Annotated in this window: 16 protein-coding genes; 8 read left to right on the plus strand and 8 right to left on the minus strand. The window is 74.9% G+C overall.

Going from position 1 to position 16,044, the window contains the following annotated elements; all coding sequences use genetic code 11:
• Positions 1–21 precede the first annotated feature (21 nt).
• Positions 22–474, plus strand: coding sequence for a DUF4442 domain-containing protein (locus I003_RS0102215; RefSeq protein WP_027769995.1), 453 nt, complete (start codon positions 22–24; stop codon positions 472–474).
• A 106-nt stretch (positions 475–580) separates the two neighbouring features.
• On the opposite strand, the gene I003_RS0102220 is transcribed toward I003_RS0102215, so the two are convergent.
• The gene (locus I003_RS0102220) at positions 581–1,126 is read right to left on the minus strand and encodes a gamma carbonic anhydrase family protein (RefSeq protein ID WP_027769996.1); all 546 of its coding nucleotides are present in this window, start codon (positions 1,124–1,126) and stop codon (positions 581–583) included.
• 143 nt (positions 1,127–1,269) lie between these two features.
• Here I003_RS0102220 and I003_RS0102225 point away from each other — a divergent pair, with 143 nt between their 5' ends.
• Positions 1,270–1,950: an acyltransferase gene (locus I003_RS0102225; RefSeq protein ID WP_027769997.1), complete on the plus strand. Its 681-nt coding sequence runs from the start codon at positions 1,270–1,272 to the stop codon at positions 1,948–1,950.
• Between the two features lie 152 nt (positions 1,951–2,102).
• On the opposite strand, the gene I003_RS0102235 is transcribed toward I003_RS0102225, so the two are convergent.
• The gene (locus I003_RS0102235) at positions 2,103–2,966 is read right to left on the minus strand and encodes an EamA family transporter (protein ID WP_027769998.1); all 864 of its coding nucleotides are present in this window, start codon (positions 2,964–2,966) and stop codon (positions 2,103–2,105) included.
• Between the two features lie 106 nt (positions 2,967–3,072).
• On the opposite strand from I003_RS0102235, the gene I003_RS0102240 reads away from it, so the two are divergent.
• Positions 3,073–3,645: an XRE family transcriptional regulator gene (locus I003_RS0102240; protein ID WP_027769999.1), complete on the plus strand. Its 573-nt coding sequence runs from the start codon at positions 3,073–3,075 to the stop codon at positions 3,643–3,645.
• Between the two features lie 20 nt (positions 3,646–3,665).
• Entirely contained in the window at positions 3,666–4,220 is a 555-nt protein-coding gene (locus I003_RS0102245) for a YbaK/EbsC family protein (RefSeq protein ID WP_027770000.1), read from the plus strand.
• Between the two features lie 22 nt (positions 4,221–4,242).
• Here the strand turns inward: I003_RS0102245 and I003_RS0102250 are convergent, their stop codons facing one another.
• Positions 4,243–4,653, minus strand: a complete 411-nt coding sequence (locus I003_RS0102250; RefSeq protein WP_027770001.1) for a CoA-binding protein — start codon at positions 4,651–4,653, stop codon at positions 4,243–4,245.
• Between the two features lie 76 nt (positions 4,654–4,729).
• Between I003_RS0102250 and I003_RS0102255 the strand changes: the two genes are divergently transcribed.
• From I003_RS0102255 to I003_RS0102265, 3 genes are read left to right on the plus strand one after another with little or no spacing between them, the layout of a single operon-like run.
• Positions 4,730–5,356 (plus strand): YigZ family protein, encoded by a 627-nt coding sequence (locus tag I003_RS0102255; RefSeq protein WP_027770002.1) that lies wholly within the window; start codon positions 4,730–4,732, stop codon positions 5,354–5,356.
• Between the two features lie 51 nt (positions 5,357–5,407).
• Positions 5,408–6,580, plus strand: coding sequence for an exonuclease SbcCD subunit D (locus I003_RS0102260; protein ID WP_027770003.1), 1,173 nt, complete (start codon positions 5,408–5,410; stop codon positions 6,578–6,580).
• Entirely contained in the window at positions 6,577–9,591 is a 3,015-nt protein-coding gene (locus tag I003_RS0102265) for an AAA family ATPase (protein WP_027770004.1), read from the plus strand. Before I003_RS0102260 ends, I003_RS0102265 begins: the two co-directional genes overlap by 4 nt.
• Before the next feature lie 99 nt (positions 9,592–9,690).
• Here the strand turns inward: I003_RS0102265 and I003_RS0102270 are convergent, their stop codons facing one another.
• Together I003_RS0102270 and I003_RS0102275 are read right to left on the minus strand one after the other, a co-directional pair.
• A complete protein-coding gene (locus I003_RS0102270) occupies positions 9,691–11,376 on the minus strand; it encodes a DUF885 domain-containing protein (protein WP_027770005.1) in 1,686 nt (561 codons plus the stop codon).
• 56 nt (positions 11,377–11,432) lie between these two features.
• Positions 11,433–11,903, minus strand: a complete 471-nt coding sequence (locus I003_RS0102275; protein ID WP_027770006.1) for an Lrp/AsnC family transcriptional regulator — start codon at positions 11,901–11,903, stop codon at positions 11,433–11,435.
• A gap of 59 nt (positions 11,904–11,962) precedes the next feature.
• Between I003_RS0102275 and I003_RS0102280 the strand changes: the two genes are divergently transcribed.
• Positions 11,963–13,159 carry a PLP-dependent transferase gene (locus tag I003_RS0102280; RefSeq protein WP_027770007.1) on the plus strand — a complete coding sequence of 399 codons (1,197 nt, stop codon included), beginning with the start codon at positions 11,963–11,965 and terminating at the stop codon, positions 13,157–13,159.
• Here I003_RS0102280 and I003_RS31325 read toward each other — a convergent pair.
• From I003_RS31325 to I003_RS0102295, 3 genes are all read right to left on the minus strand, one after another.
• Positions 13,125–13,826 carry a GNAT family N-acetyltransferase gene (locus I003_RS31325; protein WP_486584055.1) on the minus strand — a complete coding sequence of 234 codons (702 nt, stop codon included), beginning with the start codon at positions 13,824–13,826 and terminating at the stop codon, positions 13,125–13,127. The two genes, I003_RS0102280 and I003_RS31325, sit on opposite strands and share 35 nt — an antisense overlap.
• Positions 13,827–13,879: 53 nt before the next feature.
• Positions 13,880–14,389 carry a DUF1990 domain-containing protein gene (locus I003_RS0102290; RefSeq protein WP_027770008.1) on the minus strand — a complete coding sequence of 170 codons (510 nt, stop codon included), beginning with the start codon at positions 14,387–14,389 and terminating at the stop codon, positions 13,880–13,882.
• Between the two features lie 61 nt (positions 14,390–14,450).
• A complete protein-coding gene (locus I003_RS0102295) occupies positions 14,451–15,980 on the minus strand; it encodes an alkaline phosphatase D family protein (protein ID WP_027770009.1) in 1,530 nt (509 codons plus the stop codon).
• Positions 15,981–16,044: the final 64 nt, after the last annotated feature.

Raw genomic sequence — 16,044 nt, forward strand, 5'->3', positions numbered from 1 at the left:
ACCCGCTGGTAACGTGGTCACATGTCAGACACCATGCCGCCGCTGGGCGAGCTCCTTCAGGCATCGGTACCCATGGTCCGCACCCTCGGCCTCGTCTACGACGAGATCACCCCGGACGCCGCCACCCTCCGTCTCCCGGACCGGCCGGAGCACCGCAACCACGTCGGCGGCCCGCACGCCGGCGCGATGTTCACCCTCGCCGAGTCGGCGACGGGCGCCGTCGTACTCGCCGCGTTCGGCGACCAGATGGGGCGGGCCGTCCCGCTGCCGGTGCGGGCGGAGATCGACTTCCTGAAGATCGCCAGGGGCGAGGTGTCCGCCACGGCGCGGCTGGGCAGGCCCGTTGCCGACGTCGTGGCCGAACTCGACGCCGGCGAGCGGCCGGAGTTCCCGGTCGAGGTGGACATCGTCCGCGGTGACGGCGCCGTCAGCGGGCGGATGATGGTGCTGTGGACGCTGCGCCCCCACGACTGAGGCGCTGGACGGCCGACGGTCCGGCCGCCGCGGATGCGGTACGGCCGGCGGCCCGGGTTCGTACCGCGGGTGCGTCCCGGGAAGCCGCACGGCGCGAAGACGGGGCTCAGGAGGCGGCGCCGCCCAGGGACTCGCGGTGCACCTGCGTCAGGGCCACGTAGCCCGCGCCGTTGAGACGGATGTGCTCGCGCTCCTCGTCGGTCAGCGGCCGCTTGACCTTCGCCGGCACCCCGGCGACAAGGGAGCCGGGAGGCACCTGCATGCCCTGGGGCACCAGTGCCTGCGCGGCCACCAGCGAACCGGAACCGATCACGGCCCCGTTGAGCACCGTCGCGCCCATACCGACGAGCACGTCGTCGCCCACGGTGCACCCGTGCACGACGGCGTTGTGGCCGACGGTCACGCGGTCGCCTATGACGACGGGAAAGCCGGGGTCGGCGTGGACGGTGCAGTTGTCCTGCACGTTGCTGCCCGCGCCCAGGGAGACCGACTCGCAGTCGCCGCGCAGCACCGCCTGGTACCAGACGCTGGTGTCCGGGCCGAGGGTCACGTCGCCGACCACCACCGCGGTCGGGGCCACGTACGCCTGGGAGTCCACCGCGGGCTCGCGCCCGCCCACCGCCGCGATCAGCGGCTCCGGCCGTCCTGACATGTCGTCCGCTCCCGGTGCTCGCGGCGGCCCGCGCCGCCCGCCGTCGTACGTCCTGGTGAGCGGCGGGCGGCCCGTCGACGTCCGAGGGCTCGGCCGCGCTCGGTCAGAGCGTAGGCGAGAGGCGGGAGGGGTACGGTGACCGGGTGCCGAACCAGCAGCGCAACTCCGTGACGAGCCGGCTGCTCTCGCGCGCCGTGCACCGCGGCTGGCGGTGGGTGCGGACCACGGGGGCGGTGAGCGCCGGGCGCCCGGGCCCGTACCGTTTCCGCCGGATCGGCGAGGGTACTGTCCTTCCCTTCCCCCAGGGCACGATCTTCGGTGAGGGCCGGATCGAGCTGGGTGCGCACTGCATCATCGGTGAGCAGGTGACGCTCACCGTCGGCCTGGCTCCCGGTGCCCCGCTCGGCCCGGACGCCGCCATGCGGCTCGGCGACGGCGTCGTGCTGGGCCGGGGCAGCCATGTCATCGCCGACCTTCCCGTCGCCATCGGCGACAAGGTGTACTGCGGACCGTACGTGTACATCACCTCGATCAATCACAGCTACGCCGACCCGCACGAGCCGGTCGGTGAGCAGTGGCCGCGCTCGGAGCCGGTGGAGATCGGTTCGGGAAGCTGGCTGGGCGTGGGAGCGGTGATCCTGCCCGGCGCCCGGCTCGGCCGCAACGTGGTCGTCGCCGCCGGGTCCGTGGTGCGCGGTGAGGTGCCCGACCACGCGGTCGTCGCCGGTGCGCCCGCCCGGATCGTGCGCCGCTGGATCCCCGAGTCCGGCTGGCACCCGCCGCTGCGCCCGGTGCCGCCCGGCACACTGGAGACGGCGACATGACCGACCGTCCGTCCGTGAGGAGCGGTGCCGCATGATCACGAACCGTACGCTGCGCGTCGTCCTGGCCGTGGTGCTGTGCCTGCACGCCTTCGGACTGCTGCTCTACACGATCCGCAACCACTTCTGAGCCGCGCCCCGGCACCGCACACGGCTCACCCCGAGGCCAGCAGCACCGTCCCCGCCAGCGCCAGACCCGCGCCCGCCGCCTGCACCGCGCGCAGCTTCTCCCGCAGCACGCCCCGGGCCGCCAGCGCCGTGACCACCGGGTACAGCGAGGACAGCACGGCCGCCAGGGTCACCGGGCCGTGCTGCGCGGCTATCGCGTACGTCCCGTTGGCGGCGACGTCCGCCAGACCCACGAACACCAGCCCCGGCGCCGCCGCCCGTACCGTGCCCCAGCCGCCCTCCGGCAGCGCCGGGCCACCCCGGCGCACCGCCACGTACAGCGCGGCGCCGCCCACCGCCACGTTCACGGCGCGCTGCACGAACAGTGCGAGGAAGAGCCCCGTGACCGTCGTGGATGCCTCGGCGATGAAGGCGAAGACCGCGCCGAAGCCCGCCGCCGCGCCCAGCGTCAGCGCCAGCGTCCGCCGCGCCACCGGCGCCCCCCGCACCGGCCCGGACGCCAGCACCACGCCGGCCAGCGCGAGGGTCCCGCCCGCATACTGCACCGGGCCCGGCCGCTCCCCGTAGGCCGCGAGACCCACGCCGAACGGCACCAGGACGGCCAGCGAGGCCAGCGGGGAGACCACGCCCATCGGCCCGCGGGCCAGCGCGCTGTAAAAGCAGATCATCGCGACCGGCCCGGCGACGCCGGCCGCGACCGCGAACCACAGCAGCGGGCCGGCCTCGCTCCAGGCGCCGGTGGCCAGCACCACGGCGCCCAGCACCGCCGTCGCCGCGAGCTGCGAGAGCACGACCACGGTGAGAGCGGGCGTGCGCCGGCTCAGCACCCCGCCGCCGAAGTCGGCCAGCCCGTAGAGGATGCTGGTGGCCAGGGCGAAGAGTGCGGTCACGACGAAGCCCTCCGAGTACACTGTGGTGAACGCTGTGGTTCTCCGCAGTGTAGTTCACTGTACTGGACGGAAGCATCCAAAATATTGGACGGAGTTGGACGGAGCCTTGACGGATCTCGACGTCCTCACGCACGCGCTCGCCCGCAACCTCAAGCACTGGCGCAACGAGCGCGGCTTCACCCTGGACTCGCTGGCCGGCCGCGCGGGCGTCAGCCGGGGGATGATCATCCAGATAGAGCAGGCGCGGACGAACCCCAGCGTCGGCACGACGGTCAAGCTCGCCGACGCCCTCGGCATCAGCATCACGACGCTCCTCGACCACGAACACGGTCCCGAGGTGCAGCTCGTGCCGCCACACCGGGCCGTACGGATGTGGACGACCAAGCGGGGCAGTGCCAGCCGGCTGCTCGTCGGCACGCAGAGCCCCGGCCCGTTCGAGATGTGGTCCTGGCGGCTCATGCCCGGCGACGGCAGCAGCTCCGACCCGCACCCCGCGGGCACCACCGAACTGCTGCACGTCACCGCGGGCGAGCTGACGCTCCTCGTCGCCGGCACAACTCACCAGGTGCCGGCGGGCACGTCCGCCAGCTTCGAGGCGAGCACGCCGCACGCGTACCGCAACGAGGGTCAGGAGCCCGTGGAGCTGGTGATGGCGGTGGTCGTGCCACCCCCGCGCTGAGGCGGGTTAGGGTCACGGACATGCGCGCACCCATCGGAGACTTCGACGACGCCGCCCCCGCCACGGAACGCCTCGGCCTGCTCGCCGACCCGGTCGCCGCCGCCCTGCGCGGCTGGCACGGGGCCGTCCCCGCGGCCGAGCTGATCCACGTCGACTCCGACCCCGAGGTCGCCGACACCGCCGTCTTCTGCGAGACGTACGGGCAGGACCTGCTGGAGCGCTCCGCGAACTGCGTCGTCGTCGCCGGCAAGCGCGCGGACGACGTCACCCTCGCCGCCTGCGTCGTGCTGTCCACCACCCGCGTCGACGTCAACGGCACCGTCCGGCGCCACCTCGGCGTCCGCAAGGCGTCGTTCGCGCCCTCCGGCACCGCCACCGCCGAGACCGGCATGGAGTACGGCGGCATCACCCCGATCGGGCTGCCGGCGAGCTGGCCGGTGCTGGTGGACGCCCGGGTCGCGGACGCGCCGCACCTGGTCATCGGCAGCGGCCGGCGGCGCGGCAAGCTCATCGTGCCCGGCAAGGCGCTGGCCGGACTGCCCGGCGCCGTGGTCCTCGACGGCCTCGGCGCCTGACGGCCCGCCGCCCGCCCTCCGCTCAGCCGCCGAGCAGGGGGATCTCTATGGCCGGGCAGCGATTCATCACCATGTCGAGACCGGCCGCGCGCACCCGTTCGTACGCGCCTTCGTCGATCACGTCGAGCTGGAACCAGACCGCCTTGGCGCCGGCCGCGACCGCCTCGTCGGCCACTCCGCCGGCCAGGTCGCTGTTGACGAAGACGTCGACCACGTCGACGGGGAAGGGGATGTCCGCGAGCGAGGCGTACCCCTGCTCGCCGTGGACGGTCTCCGCCTTGGGGTGCACGGGCACGATCCGCTTGCCGTACCGCTGAAGGACGCGCGCCACACCGTAGGCCGCGCGTGAGGAGTTGTCGGACAGCCCGACCACCGCCCAGGTGTCGCCCGTCGCGGTCAGAATCCTGCGGATGGTCTCCTGGTCTGCGTACATGCCCCTGCAACGCCGGCGGCCGGGCCCCGATTCCCCGGGCGGCAGGTGCGGGCGCACCGGGAGCTAGGGTGGCCGGATGCGCGAGGGGTATCTGACCGTCGCCCGGGAGGGCGTGTACGAGAGCGAGGTGAACCGCTCCAGGTTCGTCTGCACGCTCGCCCCCGCCGCCACCGAAGCCGAGGCGCAGGCCGTCCTGGCCCGGGTGCGCGCCGCCTACCCCGACGCCACGCACCACTGCTTCGCCTACGTCATCGGTGCCGACGCGGGGGTGCAGAAGTCCGGGGACGACGGCGAACCCGGCGGCACGGCCGGGCTGCCCATGCTGCACCTGCTGCTCCGCCGCGAGCTGCGCTACGTCGTCGCCGTCGTCGCCCGCTACTTCGGCGGCACCAAGCTCGGCGCGGGCGGGCTCATCCGCGCCTACGGCGGTGCGGTCGGCGCCGCCGTGGACGCGGCCGGCACCGTGACGCGGCTGCGGATGCGGCTGGTCACCGTCACCGTCGACCACGGACGGGCCGGCAGGGTGCTCGGTCACCTGCACGCCGCCGGGCGCGACGTACTCGGCGTGACGTACGGCGAGAGCGCCGAGATCGAGGTCGCCGTACCCGCCGCCGAACTCGACGCCTTCGGCTCGTGGCTGGCCGACGCCACCGCCGGCTCCGCCGAACTCCGTCCCGGCGACGAGGTGTACGGCACCGGGTGAGCCTCCCGTGACGGCACGGGTTGTCGTACCCCGCCGCTACAGTCGGGCCTCATGCGCTTCCTGCACACCTCGGACTGGCACCTGGGCCGCTCGTTCCACCGGGTGAGCCTGCTCGACGCCCAGGCCGCGTTCCTCGACCACCTCGTCGCGGTCGTGGCCGAGCGCGGCGTCGAGGCCGTGTTCGTCGCCGGGGACGTCTACGACCGTGCGGTGCCCCCGCTGGCTGCCGTGGAGCTGTTCGACCGGGCGCTGCACCGGCTCGGGGCGCTCGGCGTGCCGGTCGTCATGATCTCCGGGAACCACGACTCGGCGCGCCGGCTCGGCGTCGGCGCCGGGCTGCTGGACCGCGCGGGTGTCCACCTGCGCACCGACCCGGCGGGCGTGGGCGAGCCGGTCCTGCTGCGGGACGCCGCCGGGGACGTGGCGTGCTACGGGCTGCCCTATCTCGAACCGGCGCTGGTCCGCGAGGAGTTCGCCGCTCCCCGCGGCGGCCACACGGCGGTGCTCTCCGCCGCCATGGACCGGGTACGTGCCGACCTCGGCGACCGCCCGGCAGGCACCCGCTCCGTCGTCCTCGCGCACGCCTTCGTCGCCGGCGGCCAGGCATCCGACAGCGAGCGGGACATCACCGTCGGCGGCGTCGCCTCCGTGCCCGCCTCGGTCTTCGCCGGCGTCGACTACGTCGCGCTGGGTCACCTGCACAACTCCCAGCGGATCACCGACCGCGTGCGTTACTCGGGCTCCCCGCTCGCGTACTCCTTCTCGGAGGCCGCCCACCGCAAGTCGATGTGGCTGGTGGACCTCGACGCCGCCGGGGACGTCACCGCCGAGCGCGTCGACACGCCCCTGCCACGGCCGTTGGCGCGGCTGCGCGGCCGGCTGGCGGACCTGCTCTCCGACCCGGACCTCACGCCGCACGAGGGATCCTGGGTGGAGGCCACCCTCACCGACGCCGCCCGTCCGCACGAACCGATGGCCCGTCTCGCCGAGCGCTTTCCGCACGTCGTCAGCCTCGTCTTCGCCCCCGATCCCGCGGACGGCACGGCCGGTCCCGCCGCCTCGTACGCCGACCGGCTCCGGGGTCGCGACGACCAGCAGATCGCCGAGGACTTCGTGGCGCACGTCAGACCCGGTGCGACGGCGACGGCGGACGAACGGGCCGTGCTGCACGCCGCGTTCGACGCCGTGCGCGCGGCCGGCGCGCGCGAGGAGACCGCCCGGTGAGGCTCCACCGGCTCGCCGTCACCGCCTTCGGCCCCTTCGCCGGCACGCAGGAAGTCGACTTCGACGCCCTGTCCGGCGCCGGAATCTTCCTGCTCCAGGGTGCCACCGGCGCCGGCAAGACCTCCGTCCTCGACGCCGTCTGCTACGCCCTGTACGGCGGCGTGCCCGGCGTCCGCCAGGGCGGCACCCTGCGCAGCCACCACGCCGAGCCGCTCACCCCGACCGAGGTCGTGCTCGACTTCACCGTCGCCGGCCGCCGGCTGGAGGTCACCCGCAGACCCGCCCGGCCCCGCCCCAAGCGCAACGGCAAGGGCGTCACCACGGAGCGGGCCACCAGCCTGCTGCGCGAGCGCGACGCGACCGCCGGTGAGTGGCGCGGCCTCAGCCGCTCGCACCAGGAGATCGGCGAGGAGATCGGCAGCCTGCTGGGCATGACCCGCGAGCAGTTCTGCCAGGTCGTCCTGCTCCCGCAGGGAGACTTCGCGCGCTTCCTGCGCGCCGACGCCGAGGCCCGGGCCAAGCTGCTGGGCCGCCTCTTCGACACCGGCCGCTTCGCCGCCGTCGAGGAGCACCTCGCCGAGCTGCGCCGCCGCTCCCAGGACGCCGTGCGCGACGGGGACGAGCGGCTGCTCCACCTCGCCCACCGCATCCGGCAGGCCGCCGGGCCGGCCGCCGCCGGCGCCCCGGACGGCTGGTCGCCCGACGACGCCAAGCCGGGCGACGCCGGCCTCGCCGAGGGCGTGCTCGGGTACGCCGCCGTCGCCCGCTCCACCGCCCGCGAGCTGGCGGACGCGGCCGACCTGCGGCTGCGCACCGCGGAGAGCGTCCAGTCCGCTGCGGAGGGCCACCTCCAGGAGGTACGCGAACTCGCCCGGCTGCAGCGGCTGCACGCCGACGCCCGGCAGCGGCAGCAGGCCCGGGCCGAACGCCGGCAGGAGTACGGGGCGCTGGAGGGGAAGCTGCGCCGCGCCCGCGCCGCCGCCGCCGTGGCACCCGCCCTGGAGCTGCGCGACCAGACCGCCGTGGCAGCCCGCACCGCTGCCGCGGCCGAGGAGGCGGCCCGCGCCGCGCTGCCGGGCACCGTCGCCGGCGGCGGCCCCGAGCAGCTCGACGCGCACGAGGCCCGCACCCGGCAGGAACTGGGCGCCCTGGACGCCGCCCGCGCCGCCGAGGCCCGCAGCGCCGCGATCACCCGCGAACTCGCCGCGCTCGACGAGGAGTCCCGCGCCGACGAGGACGTGCTGCGCGAAGCCGCGGGCTGGCTCGAAGACTGGGACGCCCTGCGCGGCGGCCTCCAGCGGCGCGTCGACGAGGCCCAGGGCGCGGCCACGCGCGCGGAACAGCTCGCCGCGGAGCACGAGGGTGCGCGCCGGCGCCTCGACGCCGCCGAGCGCCGCGACGAGCTGGCCCTCCGGGCGGACGAGGCACGGCGCGCGCACCTCGACGCCGCAGAGCGCGCCGGGCAGGCGCACGAGACCTGGCTGCGGCTGAAGGAGCGGCGCCTGGACGGCATGGCGGCGGAGCTGGCCGCCCGGCTGGCGGACGGCGAGCCGTGCCCCGTCTGCGGCTCCGCCGCCCACCCGGCCCCCGCCAGGGCCGACGGCGCACACGTCGGCGAGCGCGAGGAGGACGAGGCCCTGGACGCCTACCGGGCCGCCGAGTGCGGACGCGAAGAGGCGGCCTTGCGGCTGGACTCGCTGCGCCAAGCCCGCGACGTCGCCGCCGAGGTGGCCGGCGAGGAGAGCAGGGACGCGCTGGCAGCCGCCGTCGAGCGGGTGGCGGGGGATTGGGGCCGGGCCCGGGAGCTGGCCGCCGGAGCCCTCGCGCTGCGCGAGCAACTGGACCAGGCGCACGAGGAGCACGCCCGCCGCGTACGCGGCCGGCAGCAGGCCGAGAGCCGCGCCGCCGCCCGCGCCTCCCGCGCCGACGCGCTCACCGCCGAACGCGCGGCACGCGACGCCGAGGTGCGCGCCGCCCGCGGCGGCGCCGCGGGCGTCGAGGAGCGCGCGGCCCAACTGGCGTCGCTGGCGGACCGGCTCGCCACCGCCGCCCGCGCGGCCCGCGAGGCCGCTGCCGCCGCCGACCGCAGCAAGGCCGCCGACTCGCGTGCTTCCGACGCCGCCTACCGCGCGGGCTTCGAGAACCCCGAGGAGGCCGCCGCGGCGCTGCTCGACACCGCCGCGCTGCGGGACCTGGAGAAGCGGCTGGAGGCGTGGCAGGCGGAGGAGGCGGCCGTTGCCGAGGCCCTGGCCGAGCCGCGCGCCGCCGCCGCTGCCGCCCGGCCGCCCGCCGCCGTCGCCGGGGCCGAGGAGGCGTTCGCCGCCGCGGGGCGCCGGCTGCGTACCGCCGCGACCGCCCGTGACCAGGCGCGCGAGCGCTGCGACGCACTCCGCGCGCTCTCCGCGGAGGCCGCGGACCGGGTGCACAAGCTGGCCCCGGTGCGTACGCAGCACCACCGGGTGGCCCGGCTGGCCGCGCTCGCCGCGGGGACGTCCGCGGAGAACGAGCGCAAGATGCGGCTGGAGTCGTATGTGCTGGCCGCCCGGCTCGAACAGGTCGCCGCCGCCGCGACGGCCCGGCTGGTGCGGATGTCGTCCGGCCGGTTCACGCTGGTGCACTCCGACGAGCGTGCGAACGGCCGGGGCCGGCACGGCCTCGGGCTGCACGTCGTGGACGCCTGGACCGGCACCGAGCGGGATACCGCCACCCTCTCCGGCGGCGAGTCGTTCTTCGTCTCCCTCGCCCTGGCACTCGGCCTGTCCGACGTGGTGGCGGAGGAGGCCGGGGGCGTGCGGCTCGACACACTCTTCATCGACGAGGGCTTCGGCAGCCTGGACGAGCAGACCCTGGACGAGGTGCTCGACGTGCTCGACGCGCTGCGCGAGCGGGACCGCACGGTGGGCATCGTCAGCCACGTGCCGGAGCTGCGCCGGCGGATCCCGGCGCAGTTGGAGGTCGTCAAGGGCCGCTCGGGTTCGTACGTACGGCACCGCACGGCCGCGGACCGCTGACGGGAGGCCGGCCCCCGCCGGCCGGCCCTCCGCCCGCGGGCATCGGGAAGCGAACGGCCGCGACCCCGCCGGGGCCGCGGCCGTCACCTCACGGCCGGCTCACAGCGCCGCCAGCTCGGCCTCCAGGTCGTCCAGCCCGAGCGAGCCCTGTGAGAGCGCGGCCATGTGCCACGCCTTGGCGTCGAACTCCGCGCCGCGTGCCTTGCGCGCCGCGTCCCGGCCGCGCAGCCAGGCCCGTTCGCCGATCTTGTAGCCGATCGCCTGTCCCGGCATCGACAGATAGCGCGTCAGCTCACTCTCCACGAAGTCCGCGGGCCGCCCGCTGTGCATTCCGAAGAACTCCTGTGCCAGCGCCGGCGTCCACCGCTCGCCCGGGTGGAAGGGGGAGTGGTCCGGGACCGGCAGCTCCAGGTGCATGCCGATGTCGACGATCACGCGCGCGGCGCGCATCATCTGCGCGTCCAGATAGCCCAGCCGCCGCTCCGCGTCGGTGAGGAATCCCAGCTCGTCCATCAGGCGCTCCGCGTACAGCGCCCAGCCCTCGCAGTTGGCGCTGACCCAGCCGAGCGTCGACTGGTAGCGCGAGAGCTGGTCCTTGACGTACACCCACTGCGCGAGCTGCAGATGGTGGCCGGGCACGCCCTCGTGGTACCAGGTGGAGACCAGGTCGTAGACGGGGAAACGGGTCTCGCCCATCGTCGGCAGCCAGGTGCGCCCCGGGCGGGAGAAGTCCTCCGCGGGCGGCGTGTAATACGGGGCGGCGGCACCGCCGGGCGGCGCGATCCGGGATTCCACCCGGCGCACCGGTCCGGCCAGGTCGAAGTGCGTGCCGTCGAGCGCCTCGATGGCCTCGTCCATGATGCCCTGCAGCCAGTCGCGGACGGCATCTTCGCCCTCGATGTGGGTGCCGTGCTCGTCCAGGTGCTTCAGGGCCTCCCACGGGCTGGTGGCACCGGGGAGGATCTTCGCGGCCTCGGTCTTCATCTCGCCGAGCAGCCGGTGGTACTCCGACCAGCCGTACGCGTACGACTCGTCGAGGTCGAGGTCCGCGCCGTTGAAGAAGCGTGACCAGCGCGCGTAGCGCTCGCGCCCGGCGACGTCGGGCGAGCCGGCCGCGGCGGGTACGTACACGTCACGCATCCAGTTGCGCAGCGCACCCAGGGCGGCGGTGGCCTCGCCCGCCGCGGCGTCCAGCTCGCCGCGCAGCGACTCGGGACCGGCGGCAACCAGGTCGCCGAACCAGCCGCGTCCGCCGCCCGTCCACTCGGTGAGCTGCCCGACGAACGTCCCGGCCGCCCGCGGCGGGCCGAAGAGCCCCTTGTCCACGCCCGCGGCGAGCGACTGCCGGTAGCCGTCGAGCGCCGCCGGGACCGCGCGCAGCCGGGCCGCGATGTCCGACCAGTCGTCCTCGCTCGCGGTCGGCATCAGCGTGAAGCATTCGCGCACCATGTGCGCGGGGGAGTGGATGTTGCTGACGGCCCGCAGGCCCTCGTCGGCATCGTGGACGGCGAGTTCGGCGCTCAGCCGCTCCCGCAGGAGCCGCCCGCAGCGCCGCTCCGCGTCGCTGTCCGCACCGGGTTGCCGCTCGGCCTCATCGAGGGCCGCAAGGGTGGCGCGGCCCAGCTCGGCGACGGCCTGTTGGCCGTCAGGGGAGAAGTCGGGAAGAGTGCGGGAGCTCTCCGGCACCCCGAGCATGGTGCCGCTGATGGGGTCGAGGTCGATCAGGTCGTCGACGTAGGCGTCCGCCACCTGCCGGGGCAGTCGCTGGTTCGTGGAGTCGGGCATGCGGGCCATCCTCGTACACGGAGGCGGGCGGCGTCATCACCGAAACGGTGCCATGCCTAAGGAGGCAGCAGCGGCCCGCACTCCCAGTGCTGGAAGACCAGCCGCGTCTCCACCCGGGCGACCTCCCGGCGGGAGGTGAACTCGTCCAGGACCAGCCGCTGCAGGTCCGCGGCGTCATGCACGGCGACGTGCAGGAGGTAGTCGTCGGGCCCGGTGAGGTGGAACAGCGCCCGGGACTCGGGCAGTGAGCGGATCCGCTCGACGAACGGGCCGATCAGGTCGCGGCGGTGCGGGCGCACCTGCACCGACAACAGCGCCTCCAGCCCGCGGCCGAGCCGCGCCGGGTCGATCGCGAGCCGGTAGCCGGTGATCACGCCCGCGCGGCGGAGCCGCGCCACGCGGTCCAGACAGGTGGAGGGCGCGACACCGACGGCGGCGGCCAGATCGCGGTTGGTGGTCCGGGCGTCGTTCTGCAGCACCCGCAGAATCTCCAGGTCCACCGGATCGAGAGCAGGCGAATCGGGCATCGGCCGAACGTAGCACGGGGATCGTCCGTGCACGGCCGTATGACTTTCAGCATCGAGGCATGGAGATCCCGAAGCGTTCACTCGCCACCGAGGCCGTGCACGCCGGGCGCGAAGACCTCGCCGCCCGCGGTCTGCACGCCGTCCCGCTCGACCTGTCCACGACCTACCCGTCCTCCGACAGCAGGGGGGAGGCCGCCCGTATCGACGAGTTCGCCGCCACCGGCGCCCCGCTCGACGGGCCGCAGATCTACGGCCGGCTCGGCAATTCCACCGTCGCCCGCTTCGAGCAGGGACTCGCCCGGCTGGAAGGCACCGAGGCGGCGGTGGCGTTCGCCAGCGGGATGGCCGCGCTCAGCGCCTGCCTGCTGGTACGCGGCAGCCTCGGCCTGCGGCACGTGGTCGCCGTCCGGCCGCTCTACGGGTGCAGTGACCACCTCCTCGACAGCGGCCTGCTCGGTACCGACGTGACCTGGACCGACCCGGCGGGCGTCGCCGACGCCCTCCGCCCGGACACCGGCCTGGTGCTCGTCGAGACCCCCGCGAACCCCACGCTCGCCGAGACGGATCTCAGAACCGTCGCGTACTCCTGCGGCTCGGTCCCGCTGCTCGTCGACAACACCTTCGCCACCCCCGTTCTGCAGCGCCCCGCCGAGCACGGCGCCCGGCTCGTGCTGCACAGCGCCACCAAGTACCTCGGCGGGCACGGCGACGTGATGGGCGGCGTCGTCGCCTGCGACGAGGAACTGGCCGGAGCGCTGCGCCGGATCCGCTTCGCCACCGGCGGTGTGCTGCACCCCCTCGCCGGCTATCTGCTGCTGCGCGGCCTGTCGACCCTTCCTGTACGGGTACGGGCCCAGTCTCTGGCTGCCGCGGAACTGGCCCGCCGGCTCGGCGGTCACCCTGCGGTGACCCGGGTGCGCTATCCGCGGCTCGGCGGCGCGATGGTCGCCTTCGAGGTGCGCGGCGATCCTCACGCGGTCATCGCCGCCGTGCGGCTGATCACCCCGGCGGTGAGCCTCGGCAGCGTCGACACCCTCATCCAGCACCCGGGTTCGATCAGCCACCGGATCGTCGACCCGGCCGACCGCCGCTCGGGCGGCATCGGCGACCGGCTGCTTCGGATGTCGGTCGGGCTGGAGGACGTGGACGACCTGTGGGCGGACCTGAGCGCGGCGCTCGATGCCGCCGGCGATTCGCCGGGAGGGCTGGAGCGCACCGCCGTCAGCGGAGCCCGGCAGGACGCGCCGCGGGGATGAGCCGCTTGTTCAGGTGGGCGGTGACGACCAGCGTCGCGCCGTCCACCTGGTACTCCAGCGGCACACCCGCCTTGCGCACGGTGGCGGCCATGGCCGCGTCCAGCGCCCGGGTCACCACGTACACGCTGCCGTAGCCCATGCCCGCGGCCATCGCCAGCAGCCGGTGCAGCAGGTCCGTGCCGAGGCCGCGGCGCTGCCAGGCGTCCTCCACGAGCAGCGCCACCTCCGCCTCGTCGTCGTCCCACAGCAGGTGCCCGAGGGCCACGATCCGGCCGCCGGCCGTCCGCACCGCCAGGGTCCGGCCGAAGTGCGGGCTCAGCAGGTGCCGCAGATAAGCGTCGGCCTCGCCCGGCGGGCCCGGGTAGCGCATGGCCAGCGTCCGCCGGGAGCAGCGCCGGTGCATCGCCAGCGCGGCGTCGTGGTCCCCGGGCCCGGCCTCGTGGACCGTGAGGGGGCCGGCGGCGCGCGGCCGTGCCGCGTCGCGGCGGCGCGGCGGGCGTGCCCCTGGGCGGCAGTCCGGCGTGGGGTGGGCTCTGCCTGCCGTCCGGGCCGCGGCGGCGATCGGGTACGGACCGGGCGTCGCGGGCGCGCGCCGCGAGCACTTCTCCGCGGGTGCGGTGTGGTCGGCCATGAACTCCAGCTTTCCGGACGGGTATTGCGTGATCAAGAACGAGCTGTGACCGGATGGTAAAGGGTGAATCGGACCTAAGAGGTCGGTTTTCAGCCGACGTTCGCAAGCCGCCGCAGCACCCGGCCGCAGCGTCGTGCGTACGCGCGCTGGAAGACGCCGAGAAGCGGCCCCATGGTTGCCACCCACCGCGCGGCCGGGCGGCTGTACGCCGTGACGGTCAGCCAGACGGCGCCGTCGTCAGCCCACTCCACGACGAACGCCTCCTCACCCGTCTCCGGGTGCCCCGCCAGCGTTCCGTACCCGAAGCCGCCGCGCCGTTCGCCCTGCTCCGCCCACACCACGCGGCAGGGAGCCAGTATGCGCAGCGGGCGCCGGCCCAGACCGACGACGAGCCGCACGCCGGGTGTGGCGCGCGGCCCCTCCGCGTCGATGGTGACCCCGACCGCCCGGTGCATCCGGAACGTCAGCACCGCCTCGGTCGCCGCCCGGTACACCCGCGGGCCCGAGCCGACGCGGGTGCGTACCGCGAAGGCGTCGAAGCCCGCCGGCCTGTGGCCCTCACGGGTGGCGCCGACCGGGGCGTACGTGAAGTCGTCCACGACCCGCAGCGTACGCGTCGTGGCCGGCGCGCCGTCGCGGGGCGCCTCGTGGATGCTCCGGCTACTGCCCGACGAGCCCCGGCCGCAGCACCTTCGTGAACAGCACCGCACCGCCCTCCTCACGCAGCCGCACCGTCAGCTCGCGGCTGCCGCCGTCGATCTCCACCTCACCGTAGAACTGGAAGCCCTGGCTCGGCGCCACGTTGGCCGTCTGCGGCGCCTTCAAGAACACCCGCTCCGGCCCGAACGTGCCATCGAGCGCGCCGCCCGGGAACGCCCCCGCGTGCAGCGGACCCGTGACGAACTCCCAGAACGGCGCGAAGTCCTGGAACGCCGCCCGCGCCGGGTCGTAGTGCTGCGCGGAGGTGTGGTGCACATCCGTGGTCAGCCATACGGTGCCGGTGATCCGCCGCTGCCTGATGTGCCGCAGCACCTCGGCGATCTGCAGCTCCCGGCCCAGGGGCGCACCCGGATCACCTTGCGCGACCGCATCGACGGCCGCGCCGTCGGGCACGACCAGACCGAGCGGCATGTCGGAGGCGATGACCTTCCACTCCGCGCGGGAGCGCTCCAGTTCCCGCTTCAGCCAGGCCAGTTGCTCCGGGCCGAGGACGCCGTGGACGTCGTCGGGCGCGAGCCCGTCGGAGTTGGCCTTGCGGTACGTGCGCATGTCCAGCACGAAGACGTCGAGCAGCGGCCCGTACGCGACCCTGCGGTAGATCCGGCCGGCGCCGTCCGAGCCCAGCGTCGGCACCGGGAAGTACTCGGCGAACGCGCGCCGGGCGCGGGCCGCGAGCACGTCGGCGCGGCGCTCGGTGTAGCGCTCGTCGGTGAGGATCTCGCCCGGGTACCAGTTGTTGAGCACTTCGTGGTCGTCCCACTGCACCACGACGGGCACCTGCGCGTTGAAGCGGCGCAGGTTCGCGTCGAGGAGGTTGTAGCGGAAGTTGCCGCGGTACTCGGCGAGCGTCTCGGCGACCTTGGCCTTCTCCTCGGTGACCAGATTGCGCCACACCGTGCCGTCCGGCAGCGGCACTTCGGCGCTCAGCGGGCCGTCGGCGTATACCGTGTCGCCGCTGTGCAGGAAGAAGTCCGGGTCGAGCCGCTGCATCTCGGCGTACACGCGGTAGCCCCCGCGGTCGGGGTTGATGCCCCAGCCCTGGCCCGCGACGTCGCCGGACCAGACGAAGCGCACGTCCTCACGGCGCCCCGGGGCCGTACGGAACGTGCCGGTGACCGGCTCGCCGGAACGGCGCGGATCGTCCGCGTCCTCCAGCACGACCCGGTAGTGCACCTGCTCGCCGGGCGGCAGCCCGTGCAGCCGGACGGTGCCGGTGTAGTCGGTGCCCGGGCCGAGCAACGGGCCGCGGCGGCACTGCACTTCGCGGAACGAGTCCGTCGCGGAGGTCTCCACGACCATCCGCGCCGTGCGGTCGGCCCGCACCCACACGGTGCCCCCCTGGGCCGTCACATCGCCCACCTGTACGCCCCACGCGGCCTCCGGCCGGCCCCCGAGTGCCTGCGCGGGGGCGCCGCCGGACAGCGTGGGCACCGCCAGCGCCGCCGACGCGGCGAGGCCGCCGCGCAGCACCGACCGGCGTGCGGGCCCGCCGCTCGCTCTGTCTCCCGTGTTCACCTGGTCTCCCGTCGACGTG

This window comes from Streptomyces sp. CNQ329 (assembly GCF_000482585.1).

Coding starts and splice junctions, on each gene's coding strand:
- I003_RS0102215 (WP_027769995.1), top strand. CDS start 22: ATGTCAGACACCATGCCGCCGCTGGGCGAGCTCCTTCAGGCATCGGTA.
- I003_RS0102220 (WP_027769996.1), bottom strand. CDS start 1,126: ATGTCAGGACGGCCGGAGCCGCTGATCGCGGCGGTGGGCGGGCGCGAG.
- I003_RS0102245 (WP_027770000.1), top strand. CDS start 3,666: ATGCGCGCACCCATCGGAGACTTCGACGACGCCGCCCCCGCCACGGAA.
- I003_RS0102250 (WP_027770001.1), bottom strand. CDS start 4,653: ATGTACGCAGACCAGGAGACCATCCGCAGGATTCTGACCGCGACGGGC.
- I003_RS0102255 (WP_027770002.1), top strand. CDS start 4,730: ATGCGCGAGGGGTATCTGACCGTCGCCCGGGAGGGCGTGTACGAGAGC.
- I003_RS0102260 (WP_027770003.1), top strand. CDS start 5,408: ATGCGCTTCCTGCACACCTCGGACTGGCACCTGGGCCGCTCGTTCCAC.
- I003_RS0102270 (WP_027770005.1), bottom strand. CDS start 11,376: ATGCCCGACTCCACGAACCAGCGACTGCCCCGGCAGGTGGCGGACGCC.
- I003_RS0102275 (WP_027770006.1), bottom strand. CDS start 11,903: ATGCCCGATTCGCCTGCTCTCGATCCGGTGGACCTGGAGATTCTGCGG.
- I003_RS0102280 (WP_027770007.1), top strand. CDS start 11,963: ATGGAGATCCCGAAGCGTTCACTCGCCACCGAGGCCGTGCACGCCGGG.